Origin of the sequence: Stappia sp., assembly GCF_048261845.1 — a bacterium.
GTDB lineage: Bacteria > Pseudomonadota > Alphaproteobacteria > Rhizobiales > Stappiaceae > Stappia.
On sequence record NZ_JBLXFR010000010.1, the window covers coordinates 85772 to 98275 of the forward strand.

Annotated in this window: 8 protein-coding genes and 1 pseudogene; 3 read left to right on the forward strand and 6 right to left on the reverse strand. The window is 66.5% G+C overall.

Features of this window, described 5'->3' with window-relative positions:
• Positions 1 to 240: 240 nt before the first annotated feature.
• Both ACN0T5_RS06725 and aspS read right to left on the reverse strand, forming a co-directional pair.
• Positions 241 to 2028, reverse strand: a complete 1788-nt coding sequence (locus ACN0T5_RS06725; protein WP_417767847.1) for an ABC transporter ATP-binding protein — start codon at positions 2026 to 2028, stop codon at positions 241 to 243.
• Positions 2029 to 2107: 79 nt separating this feature from the next.
• Entirely contained in the window at positions 2108 to 3892 is a 1785-nt protein-coding gene (gene aspS, locus ACN0T5_RS06730; protein WP_417767848.1) for an aspartate--tRNA ligase, read from the reverse strand.
• 229 nt (positions 3893 to 4121) lie between these two features.
• Between aspS and rnd the strand changes: the two genes are divergently transcribed.
• Entirely contained in the window at positions 4122 to 5351 is a 1230-nt protein-coding gene (gene rnd / locus ACN0T5_RS06735) for a ribonuclease D (protein ID WP_417767849.1), read from the forward strand.
• A gap of 68 nt (positions 5352 to 5419) precedes the next feature.
• Here the strand turns inward: rnd and ppx are convergent, their stop codons facing one another.
• From ppx to ACN0T5_RS06755, 4 genes are all read right to left on the reverse strand, one after another.
• On the reverse strand, positions 5420 to 6946 hold the full coding sequence (ppx, locus tag ACN0T5_RS06740) for an exopolyphosphatase (protein ID WP_417767850.1): 1527 nt from the start codon (positions 6944 to 6946) through the stop codon (positions 5420 to 5422).
• A complete protein-coding gene (locus ACN0T5_RS06745) occupies positions 6939 to 9161 on the reverse strand; it encodes an RNA degradosome polyphosphate kinase (protein ID WP_417767851.1) in 2223 nt (740 codons plus the stop codon). Before ACN0T5_RS06745 ends, ppx begins: the two co-directional genes overlap by 8 nt.
• A 109-nt stretch (positions 9162 to 9270) precedes the next feature.
• Positions 9271 to 9954 carry an HdaA/DnaA family protein gene (locus ACN0T5_RS06750; RefSeq protein ID WP_417767852.1) on the reverse strand — a complete coding sequence of 228 codons (684 nt, stop codon included), beginning with the start codon at positions 9952 to 9954 and terminating at the stop codon, positions 9271 to 9273.
• Positions 9947 to 11050 carry an AI-2E family transporter gene (locus ACN0T5_RS06755; RefSeq protein WP_417767853.1) on the reverse strand — a complete coding sequence of 368 codons (1104 nt, stop codon included), beginning with the start codon at positions 11048 to 11050 and terminating at the stop codon, positions 9947 to 9949. The genes ACN0T5_RS06750 and ACN0T5_RS06755 overlap by 8 nt, the downstream gene beginning before the upstream one ends.
• A 243-nt stretch (positions 11051 to 11293) precedes the next feature.
• On the opposite strand from ACN0T5_RS06755, the gene purM reads away from it, so the two are divergent.
• Positions 11294 to 12373 carry a phosphoribosylformylglycinamidine cyclo-ligase gene (purM, locus tag ACN0T5_RS06760; RefSeq protein WP_417767854.1) on the forward strand — a complete coding sequence of 360 codons (1080 nt, stop codon included), beginning with the start codon at positions 11294 to 11296 and terminating at the stop codon, positions 12371 to 12373.
• Positions 12370 to 12504: pseudogene (locus ACN0T5_RS06765) on the forward strand (phosphoribosylglycinamide formyltransferase); the annotation flags it as partial. The gene purM and the pseudogene ACN0T5_RS06765, both read left to right, overlap by 4 nt.

Below are 12504 nucleotides of genomic sequence, written 5' to 3' on the forward strand. Positions count from 1 at the left end.
CTCGACCGGCCAACCGCGCAGGCTCTTCTGTGCCTGCCGCGGCCAGCGGTGCCGATCACGCCTGCCGGGGGTGCCAATGGATCCCGGATCAAGTCCGGGATGACGTCTGAGAGAGGGCCAAGGCCGATGTGTCGCCCCCCCTCGCCCCCGGGCAAGCGAAGCGCGACCCGGGGCCCGTTGGTTTCCAGGGCAGGTGCGGCGGGAACGCGGAAGATTGCACCAGACAAGGCGGCAAGGCCCTCAGGCGGGGCTCGAACCGCCTTCGGCGAACTGCAGGTCGCACAGCCGCTTGTAGAGCCCGCCATGGGCGAAAAGCTCTGCATGGGTGCCGCGCTCGATGACCCGTCCGCGATCCATCACGACAATCTGGTTCGCCTCGCGCACGGTCGCAAGGCGATGGGCGATGACAATCGTGGTGCGGCCGCGCATCAGGTTGGCAAGGGCCGACTGGATCTTGGCCTCGGATTCGGAATCGAGCGCCGAGGTTGCCTCGTCGAGCAGCAAGAGCGGCGCATCGCGCAGGATCGCGCGGGCAATCGCCACGCGCTGGCGCTGGCCGCCGGACAGCCGCCCGCCGCCCTCACCCACACGCGTGTCGTAGCCGTCTTCCAGGGCGAGGATGAAGTCATGCGCGTTGGCCTCGCGCGCCGCCTGGAAAATCTCCTCGTCGCTGGCGGTCGGCCGGCCGATGGAGATGTTGTCACGCACCGAAATGTCGAAAAGAAACGTGTCCTGCGAGACCAGGGCGATGCGGCCGCGCAGGGCCTCGAGAGGCCGGTCGCGAACGTCCGCACCGTCGACCAGGACACGCCCCGAGGTCGGATCGTAGAAGCGCTCGATCAGCGCGAAGACCGTCGACTTGCCCGCACCCGACGGGCCGACCAGCGCCGTCACCTCGCCGGCACGGGCAGTGAAGTCGAGGCCTTCGAGCGCCGGCACCTCGCCATAGTGGAAGGTGACGTCGTCGAACCGCACGGCGCCCGCGGTGACGGTCTCGTCGGCGGACGGCAAAGCCTCGTCCGTCTCGCCCGGCACCCGGTCGAGGATGTCGTACATCAAGCGGATCCCGACCATGTGGGCGGACAGGTTGACGTTGAGGCGTGCCAGCCGCCGCGACGGGTCATAGGCCAGCAACAGGGCGGTGATGAAGGCGAAGAAGGCGCCGGGATCGCCGCCGCGCTCGATGACGCTGTAGCCGCCATAGAGAATGACCAGCGCGATGGCCGCACCGCCGAGCGTCTCCATGACGGGCGAGGTGCGCGCGGAAAGCCGGGTGATCTTGTTGGCGCGCAGCTCGACGTCGGCGACGGCGGCATCCATCTCGGCACGCAACCGGTCCTCGACGGCGAAAGCCTTGACGACACGGATGCCGGAGATCGTCTCCTGGGCGATCGACAGGATGCGGGTCAGCGAAACGAACTGCGTCTTGGCCACCCGGCGCACCCGGCGCACAAGGCCGGCGATGATGATGATCGCCGGCGGCATGATGACCAGCGCGATCAGGCTCATCAGGGGATCCTGGACGACCATCACCGCAACGAGGGCGACCACCGTCAGCAGGTCGCGCCCGACTGCCGTGACGACGAGGTCGAGCGCGGTCCGCGCGGCCGTGGCGTTGTGCGACAGGCGCGTGCCCAGATCGCCAATACCGGAAGTCTCGAAGAAGCCGACATCCTGGCGGGTGATGGCGTGAAACAGCCGCGACTGGGTGCGTGCGATGATCGCGTTGCCGATCTGTCCGAGCACCACCTGCTGCCCGTAGGTGGCTGCCCCCTTCATGGTGAAGATGAACAGGACGAAGGCGGCGATGAGCACGACCGTGGTCGCGTCGCGCTCCAGGAACACCTCGTTGATCACGTCCTTCATGATCCAGGCGCTGGCCGCCGTGCAGGCCGCGACCAGTCCCATGAAGACGAAGGCGAGCGCATAGCGCCACGCATAGTCGCGGGCGTTTTCCAGCACCAGCCGGCGGATCAGGAAGGGAGCGCCCTCGGTATCGGCAAACAGGGAGGACCAGATGCGTTTCAAAGCGTCTGCCTTGTCCGTTGATGCGCGGCGGCTCCCCCCAGGCCGGCGCGGTGCCTTGAGGAGGCTGGCGCCGTCGGCGTCAGCCCTTTTCCGGCAGGTTGAGACGGATGTGAAGCTCGCGCAACTGCTTCGGATAGACGTCGGACGGTGCGCCCATCAGGAGATCCTGCGCCTGCTGGTTCATCGGGAAGAGACTCACGTCGCGCACGTTCTTAGCACCGACGAGAAGCATGACGATACGGTCGACGCCGGCCGCCATACCGCCATGCGGCGGCGCGCCGTACTGGAAGGCCCGGTAAAGACCGCCGAAGCGCTCTTCGACATCCGCCTTGGTGAGGCCGACCGTCTCGAACGCCTTGACCATCAGGTCCGGCGACTGGTTACGGATCGAACCGGAAGCGATCTCGTAGCCGTTGCACACCAGGTCGTACTGGAAGGCCTTGATGTCGAGCGGATCCATGGTCTGGAGCGCCTCGAGCCCGCCCTGCGGCATCGAGAAGGGATTGTGGGCGAACTCGACCTTCTTCTCCTCCTCGTCCCACTCGAAGAACGGGAAGTCGACGATCCAGGCGAGCGCGAAACGGTCGCGGTCGACGAGGTCGAGATCCTCGGCCGCCTTGGTGCGGGCCTTGCCGGCAAAGTCCGCGAACTTCTTCGGGTCGCCCGCGACGAAGAACGCGGCATCGCCCGCCTGCAGCCCGAGCTGGGTGCGGATCGCCTCGGTGCGCTCCGGTCCGATGTTCTTGGCCAGCGGCCCGGCGCCCTCGATGGCACCGGCTTCCTCGCGCCAGAAGATGTAACCAAGGCCCGGCTGGCCCTCACCCTGCGCCCAGGAATTCATCCGGTCGCAGAAGGCGCGGCTGCCGCCGGTCGGGGCGGGAATCGCCCACACGGCGTTCTTCTCGTCCTCGAGAAGGCGGGCAAAGATCTTGAAGCCCGAGCCGGCAAAGTGGGTGCCGACATCCTGCATCTCGATCGGGTTGCGCAGGTCCGGCTTGTCGGACCCGTATTTGGCGATCGCCTCGGCATAGGGAATGCGCGGGAAGACCTCGGTGACCGGCTTGCCCTTGGCGAACTCCTCGAAGACGCCGCGCATCACCGGTTCCATCGTCGAGAACACGTCGTCCTGCTCGACGAAGCTCATTTCCACGTCGAGCTGGTAGAACTCGCCCGGCAGGCGGTCGGCGCGCGGGTCCTCGTCGCGGAAACAAGGCGCGATCTGGAAATAGCGGTCGAAGCCCGACATCATCAGGAGCTGCTTGAACTGCTGCGGCGCCTGCGGCAGCGCATAGAACTTGCCCGGATGCAGCCGCGAGGGCACCAGGAAGTCGCGCGCGCCTTCCGGCGAGGACGCCGTCAGGATCGGCGTCTGGAACTCGGTGAAACCGGTCTCGCCCATGCGCTGGCGCAGCGACGAGATGATCTTCGTGCGCGTCATGATGTTGGCGTGCAGCGTCTCGCGGCGCAGGTCGAGGAAGCGGTAGGTCAGCCGGATGTCTTCCGGGTATTCCGGCTCGTTGAAGACCGGCAGCGGCAGCTCGCGCGCCGCGCCAAGGACCTCGATGTCGCGGATGAAGAGTTCGATGGCGCCGGTCGGCAGCGCCTCGTTGACCGTCTCGTCGGTGCGCTTCTTCACGTCGCCGTCGATGCGCAGGCACCATTCGGCGCGCACCGTCTCGGCCAGCTTGAAGGCCGGCGAATCGGGATCGACGACGCATTGCGTCATGCCGTAATGATCGCGCAGGTCGATGAACAGAAGGCCGCCATGATCGCGCACGCGGTGCACCCAGCCCGACAGGCGCGCCGTTGCGCCGACATGGGTTTCGCGCAGTTCCCCGCACGTGTGACTGCGATAACGGTGCATTTCGTCCTCGATGACCCGACGTTTGAAGAAAGCCTGAAGGCTTGCGGCATGGCTGAAGTCCGGGCCGAAGTCCGGCGCCGATGCGCGCCGTGCACAAACAACGGCACGACGACAAAGTCAAGGCAGAGCGCCCGTTCGGGCCCGCTCCGGGCCCTTGTGCGGAAGGTGTCCGTTCAAGGCGATTTCGTGGCGACAAGCGGGCAGGCTTGGGATATATCTCGCGGTCGACATGCATATCGTAACAAGCACAAAAGACCTCACCGACGTTTGTCGGCGTCTCGCCCAACATGATTTCGTCGCGGTAGACACCGAGTTCCTGCGCGAAACCACCTTCTGGCCGAAACTCTGCGTCATTCAGTTGGCCAGTGTCGAGGAAGCCGTGATCGTCGATCCGCTCTCCGAAGAGCTGGATCTCGGCCCGTTCTTCGACCTGATGCGCGACGAAAGCGTGGTCAAGGTGTTCCACGCCGCGCGCCAGGACATCGAGATCGTCTACCATCTCGGCGGCTTCATCCCTCACCCGGTGTTCGACACCCAGGTGGCGGCGATGGTCTGCGGATTCGGCGATTCGATCTCCTACGACCAGCTCGTCCACCGCATCACGGCGGAACGGATCGACAAGTCGTCGCGCTTCACCGACTGGGCGCGGCGCCCCCTCTCCGACAAGCAGCTCGACTACGCGCTCGCCGACGTCACCCATCTGCGGGAGGTGTACCACTTCCTCAAGGCCAATCTCGCCGAACAGGGCCGCAGCCACTGGGTGGGCGACGAGATGGAGATCCTGACCTCGGAAAGCACCTACAGGAGCGATCCGGAGAACGCCTGGAAACGGCTCAAGCTCAGGGTCCGCAAGCCGATCGAGTTCGCCGTGCTGCAGGAAGTGGCGGCCTGGCGCGAGCGCGAGGCGCATGAACGCGACGTGCCGCGCAACCGCATCATCAAGGACGACGCGATCTACGAGGTCGCAGCCCAGCAGCCGACCAACACCCAGGCGCTCGCCGCGCTGCGCACCATTCCGCGCGGTTTCGAGCGCTCGCGCACGGCCGAGGACATCCTCGGCGCGGTCAAGCGGGCGCTGGCGATCCCCAAGGACCAGCTGCCGCAGGTTCCCAAGGGCCGTTCCGCGCCCGACGGGTCCGCCGCCGCCGTCGATCTTCTCAAGGTGTTGCTGAAGCTGGTCAGCGAGGCCAATGGCGTCGCCTCCAAGGTGATCGCCACGATGGAAGACCTGGAAAAGATCGCCGCCAGCGACGACGCCGATGTCGCCGCCCTGAAGGGCTGGCGCCGGGAACTTTTCGGAGAGGCAGCCCTGAAGCTGAAGCGCGGCGAGATCGCCCTTGCCTTCAACGGCAAGCGCATCGTCTCGGTCGAGCAGGCCGAGCCGATCGTCGCCCCCAAGGCCGAGCCCTCGAAGCGCCGTCGCAACCGCCAGAAGCAGGAAAAGGCGGCCGCGGAGTAACACCGCGGCCACGACGTCCCGCGCGTCTCGAGGCGCGAGCCTCAGGGACATGCCTCAAGGGACGTGCTTCAGGGGCGCGTCTCGACCCGCGACTTGAGCCCGAGCAGGCGCGCGAACTGTGTCAGCCGCTTGTTGAGGCGCTCGCCGGCAAGGGCGCAAAGCTCGCCCTCCAGCGTCATCACGACTTCACCCTCCTCGACGGCGACCTGCACCCGCGGCAGGATACCGGCGACCGAGGCGCTGAGCACCGACGCAACCCGGAGCGCGCCGCCAAGAACACGGGCGCGGTCCTTGAGGCGGGTATGGGCCAGCTCGCGGATGCGCGGTCCGAGCGCGTCCTCCACCAGCCCCTGGTGCCGGTAGAAGACCGACAGCGCCAGATAGGCCCGACCCGGGTGGTCGATCCCGACAAAGCCCGCATTGGAGATGATGTTGAGGCTCTGCTCGCCGCGATAGTCGGGATGGGCGCGCCAGCCGATATCCGACAGGAGGCAGCCGGCGGCGCGCAGGCGGCGCTCGTATTCCGTCTCGTCGATGCCGACGGCGGGAAACAGCTTGTCCGTCCAGCCCACCAGTTCCTCGCCATAGGCGGGCGAGCGGGACCGGAGGATCGACAATTCGCGCGCCGCCTCGACCAAGGGGTCCTGCCGGCGCGTCTCCTCCGGCAACAGGTCGTAGAGCAGCCCCTCGCGCAGGCCGAGGGCCGACATCACAACTTTCGAGGCCTTGCTTCGCCGCAGCACCTTTTCCATGACCACCGCGCCGAAGGGCAGCAACTGGCGGCGGGCCCGCGAAACGACCTCGATCATGTCGAGGCTGTCGGGATCGCGGCGGGCGACGAGCTGACAGAACTCGATCGCCTCCTCGGCCGGGATTGCATAGTCGTGCATGACATGCAGCGGGTAGCCGTTCTGGTGCAGATGCAGCCGGGCGAGCGAGCGCCACGTCCCGCCCACTGCATAAAAGGGCTTGCCGGAACCGATCGGCAGCCAGTCGACATCGTCGAGCGCCTGTTCGGCGATCTTCTGTGCCTTCGCGGTCTTGCCCTCGGCGTCCTCCTGCAGGCGGATGCCGCCGAGCGGCAGGGTCTGGCCGCGCCCGATCTCGTCGTGTTTCAGCTCGACGAGCTCGAGGCTGCCTCCCCCCAGGTCGCCGACGATCCCGTCGGGCCGCCAGATGCCGGAGACGATGCCGAGCGCAGCCAGACGCGCCTCGTCGCGCCCGGAAAGCAGGCGCACCGGCGTCCGGCAGATCGCCTCGACCGCATCGAGAAACTGCTGCCCGTTCGCCGCATCGCGGGTCGCGGCCGTGGCCAGGATATGCAGGTCGCCGACACCGATCTGGTCGCACAGCCGGCGAAAGCGCACGAGGGCCCGCTCCGCCTGCTCCGTGGCAGCGTCCGAGAGGCGACCCGTCGCCCCGACGCCGCGTCCCAGCCCGGCAAGCACCTTCTCGTTGAACAGCACCGTTGGCGTTCTGGCGTGGCGTTCGTAGACCACAAGGCGGATCGAGTTCGATCCGATATCGATCACCGCGACCGGCCCGCTCCCGTTGAGCCGGCCGCGCACGATCGAATGATGGGCATCTTCAGCCACGCTTCCTCGGCTCCGCGAAGGGTTTCGGGCTGTGACTGCGCAGCGACTTGCCGCGTCCCGACAGCGACGGATTCGTCATGAAATACTGATGCGCGTTGAACGGTTTCTCGCCGCGCGACAGGCGCACCCGCTCATGTCCGCCGTCGGGCAGAAGCCGCCAGCTCTGCTGGTTGTCCTTGAAATTGGCGGCCATGATCTGATCGAGAACCTGTTCGTGCACGGTCGGAGTCAGCAGCGGCGCGAGTGTTTCCACCCGCCTGTCGATATTGCGCGGCATCAGGTCCGCCGAGCCGATATAGACGACAGCATCCGGCGAGGGAAGCCCGTGACCGTTGCCGAAGCAGAAGATCCGGCTGTGTTCCAGAAAACGTCCGACGATCGATTTCGCCCGGATGTTGTCGGACAATCCCGGAATTCCGGGGCGCAAACAGCAGATGCCGCGGATCACGAGGTCGATCTGAACGCCTGCCTGGCTGGCCTGGTAGAGCGCGTCAATGATCTGGGGATCAACGAGCGAATTCATTTTCATCCAGATCTGCGCCGGCCGGCCCGCCTTGGCATGCTCCGCCTCGGCCGCGATCATCGCCATGAAGTCGCGCCGCAGCGTCACCGGCGAAACCATCATCTTCTGCAGCTCCACCGGCTCGGCATAGCCGGTGATGAAATTGAAGATCTTGGCGACCTCCTGCCCGATGCGCGGATCGGCCGTGAAATAGGAAAGGTCGGTGTAGATGCGCGCGGTGATCGGGTGGTAGTTGCCCGTGCCGATATGACAGTAGGTGCGCAATTCGCCATGCTCGCGGCGAACCACCATGGAAAGCTTGGCATGGGTCTTCAGCTCCAGGAAGCCGAAGACGACCTGCACGCCGGCGCGCTCCAGGTCGCGTGACCAGCGGATATTCGCCTCCTCGTCGAAGCGCGCCTTGAGTTCGACCAGCGCCGTCACCGACTTGCCGGCCTCCGCCGCCTCGACCAGCGCCTTGACGATGGGGGAATTGTTCGAAGTCCGGTAGAGCGTCTGCTTGATCGCCACCACGTCCGGATCCTGGGCCGCCTGGCGCAGGTACTGGACCACCACGTCGAAGGATTCGTAGGGGTGGTGGACGATGATGTCCTTCTGCTGGATCGCCGCGAAACAGTCACCGCCATGCTCGCGAATGCGCTCGGGGAAGCGCGGCGTGTAGGGCTCGAACTTGAGTTCGTCGCGGTCGATGGAGACCAGTTGCGACAGGTTGTTGAGGGCAAGAAGCCCGTCAACCATGAACACCTCGTCCGCCGACGCGCCGAGGGCCTCGGCGACGAATTCGCGCAGGGACGCAGGTGTCGATTCCTCGATCTCGAGGCGGATCACCGAACCGCGCCGGCGACGCTTCAGCGCACTTTCGAAGAGGCGCACCAGGTCCTCCGCCTCCTCCTCGATCTCCAGATCGGAATCGCGGATGACGCGAAACGCGCCCTTGCCCCGGATCTCGTAGCCCGGGAACAGCCGGGTGATGAACAGACCCAGCGCGTTCTCGATCGTGATGTAGCGGTCCTGCCCCTCGCTGTCGGCGGCCGGCAGCCGCACGAAGCGGTCGATCTGCGCGGGAATGCGCAGCAGCGCGGTCATGCCCCGGCCGCCCTTTTCCGGTGCAAGTTCAAGAACGAGCGAAAAGCCCAGATTGGCGATAAAGGGGAACGGGTGCGCCGGATCGATGGCCAGCGGCGTCAGCACCGGGAAGATGTGGGCGAGGAAATAGTCTTCCAGCCACTGCAGGTCCTGCGCCGACAGGTCCGTCCCGTCGATGATCGAGATGCGATCCCCGGCAAGCAGCTTGCGCATCTCGCGCCAGACGCTCTGCTGTTCGCTCTGCAAGGCCAGGATCGCCGCCGAGATCCGTTCAAGCTGCTCGTTCGGCGTCAGGCCGTCGAGGGAACGTGCCGACATGCCCTCGCGCTGCTGGGCGCGCAGGCCGGCGACGCGAACCATGAAGAACTCGTCGAGATTGTTGGCGGAAATCGACAGGAAGCGCAGGCGCTCGAGAAGCGGATGCGACGCGTTCTCCGCCTCCTCCAGCACCCGCCTGTTGAACTGAAGCCAGGAAAGTTCCCGATTGATGAACCGGCTTGGATGATCCGCAAGCGCCTCGGCGGCGTCGGAGACACCGGTTCTGGTCGCTGTCACCGGCGCCTCAACCGCTTCCGCATCCTTGGGGTTCGCGCCTGTCTCGTTCATGCCTGCCTCCTGCGAGCCGGCCATGGCCGGCTATCCGATTCTCACTGTCGGGCGCGACTGTATCGGATTGTTTTGACGGATTTGCATCACTCGCAACCCGCCCGCATCCTTACCCGGCTGATGCCAGAACCTTTGCCGCCATCGGCCGGGTGATCCTGCGTGCCGCCGACAGCGATGCCTGGTCGAGCTGCTCGACCAGGACCTGCGCGGCGGCGACGGAGCGCTCCATGCGCACCACGAGAAAGTCTACCACGGCCGGGTCGATATCGATCTGGCGATCGGCAAAGAGCTTGACCAGAACCCGTCGCAGCAGGTCGTCGTCCGGTTCGAGGATTTCCACCGGCGTCGCCGCCCGCAGCCGCGAGGCCAGATCCGGCAGACGCAGTCCCCAGGACTGGGGCCAGCTGCGCGAGGTGATCAGCAGGCTCGCGCCGCTGTCGCGCACGGCGTTGAACAGGTGGAACAGCGCCGTCTCGTCGAAGCCGGAATGGGCGTCCTCGATCGCCACGGCCCGGTTCGCCGCCAGCGCCGTGACGTCCTCGCCGCGCAGCGCGCCCGCGGCCAGGATGGGAGCCCCGCTCACCCCTTGCCAGACATGGGCGAGATGGGTCTTGCCCGAGCCCACGGGCCCGGCGAGCACCGCCGTCTGCGAAGGCCAGGCCGGCCAGCTCTCGACCAGCGAGAAGGCGGCCCGGTTGGAGGCACCAAGGAGGAAATCGTCGCGCCCGAACGCGACCTCGTGCGGCAGCACCAGCGGCAACTGCTCGCCCCCGTGGCGGCGGATGTCAACCATCGCGCTCCTCGCCGCCTTCGGTGTCGGCGACCCGGCCGGCGCCCCCGTAGTAAAGAGAGCTCGCCATGTACTGGCCGAGCGCGAAACGGATCAGAACGCCGATCATCGCCGATGCCGGAACCGCAATCAGCATGCCGACGAAACCGAACATGTAGCCGAAGGCAAAGAGCGCAAACATCAGCCAGACCGGATGCAGGCCGACATTGTTGCCCACCAGCTTCGGTTGCAGGATGTTGCCCTCAAGGAACTGGCCAGTGGCGAAGATCGCCAGCACGACCGCGATCATCGGCCAGTCGGGCCAGAACTGCACCAGAGCGACGCCGAGGGAGACGACGAGACCGAGCGTCGCGCCGACATAGGGAATGAAGCTGACGAGACCGGCGCCGATGCCGATCAGCAGGCCGAAATTGAGGCCGGCCAATGCAAGGCCGATCGCATAGAATGCCCCCAGAAGGAAGCAGACGCTGACCTGACCGCGCACGAAACCTGCAACGGCGGCGTCCATCTCCCCGGCGAGTTCGCGAATGGTATCGCGGTGCTGGCGCGGCAGCCAGCCGTCGATGCGCTCGACCATCCGGTCCCAGTCGAGCAGAAGATAGAAGGCGACAACCGGCGTCACGACGAACAGCGAGACGAGCGACAAGAGCGCCTGCCCCCCGTTCCAGACCGACTTGAGCAGGCCCGCAACCCAACCGGCCCCCTCGCCCAGCAACCCTCCGACATTCGCCTTGATGTCGCCGCCGCCAATGCCGATCAGTTCGAAGAGGCGGCTGCCGAGCGCATCGCTCACCAATTGCTGCAGCGAGGTGACAAGACCCGGCAGCGCCTTGAGGAAGGCGGCGAGCTGATTGCCGAGAACCGGGAGAAGAAGAAGCAGGATCAGCACGAAGCCGATGACAAAGAGCACCAGGATGACAATCGTCGCACCAAGCCGCGGCAGGCCGAGAGCCTCCAGCCGGTCGGCGACCGGATCAAGCAGGTAGGCGAGCGCCATGCCGGCGACGAAGGGAAGCAGGATCGGGCTGAAAAGATAGACAAACCCCGCGAAGAACGCGAAGGAGGCGAGCCAGAAATAGATATGCCGCTGCAACGTCACGAAAATGTTTCCCTTGCCTAGGCGCCCCTGACCCGCAGTGTCCTGCAAGCAGATAGGCAGCCGCGCCACCGAGCGTCAAGGCGGGGAGCGCGGAAAGGCGCGGGTTTGTGCCCGCTGTCCCGCGCCGCCCACAGGTGCGGGCGCCCGTCACACCCGGCGAAGCGCGCCGCCCTTGTGTTCGGCGGCGTTCGACTGTAATCGCGTGCAATCAGTCTCCCAAAGCCGCAGCATCGGAGTGCCGCAATGAGCGCCAGCCAGCCGACCGGATCGAACGGTCTCACCTATGCGCAGTCCGGTGTCGACATCGATGCGGGCAACGCCCTTGTCACGCGCATAAAGCCCTTCGTCAAGGCCACCGCAAGGCCGGGCGCCGACAGCGAGATCGGCGGTTTCGGCGGCCTGTTCGACCTCAAGGCCGCAGGCTTCAGCGATCCCGTCCTGGTCGCCGCCAATGACGGCGTCGGCACCAAGCTGAAGATCGCCATCGACAGCGGCGCCCATGCGACCGTCGGCATCGACCTGGTTGCCATGTGCGTCAACGATCTCGTCGTGCAGGGCGCCGAGCCGCTGTTCTTCCTCGACTATTACGCCTGCGGCGCACTCGACATCGATGTTGCCGCCGATGTGGTCAAAGGCATTGCCGAGGGCTGCCGCATCTCCGGATGCGCCCTGATCGGCGGCGAAACGGCGGAAATGCCGGGCATGTACCGGGCCGGCGACTACGATCTTGCCGGCTTCGCGGTCGGGGCGGCCGAGCGCGGTTCGCTGCTGCCGCGCGGCGATGCGAAACCCGGCGACGTGCTGCTGGCGCTCGCCTCCTCCGGCGTCCATTCCAACGGCTTCTCGCTGGTGCGCAGGATCGTCGAGCATGCCGGCCTCGAGTGGAGCGCACCCGCCCCCTTCGCACAGGGTGCGACGCTGGGCGAGGCACTGATGACGCCGACCCGCATTTACGTGAAGCCGCTCCTGGCCGCCCTGAAGGCCGGCGCCGGCATCAAGGCGCTTGCCCATATCACCGGCGGCGGCTTGCCGGAGAACCTGCCGCGCGTGCTGCCCGGCACCCTCGCCGCGCGCATCGACCTTTCGGCGATCGCCGTGCCGCCGGTCTTCGGCTGGCTGGCGAAAACCGGCGGCGTCGCCCAGTCCGAAATGCTGCGCACGTTCAACTGCGGCGTCGGCATGGTGGTCGCGGTCGAGGCGGACGAAGCCGACGCGGTCATCGCGGCGCTTGCCGCCGAGGGCGAGACGGTCACCCGCATCGGCAAGCTCGAGCCGCGCGCGGGCGACGAGGCCGTCCTCTTCGACGGGGCACTGGCACTTTGACCAGCGGACCGGTTGCAAGCGGCCGCAAGCGCACGGCCATTCTCGTTTCCGGACGCGGCTCGAACATGACCGCGCTGCTCGACGCCGCGAGCGATCCCGCCTATCCGGCCGAAATCGCGCTGGTGGTCGCC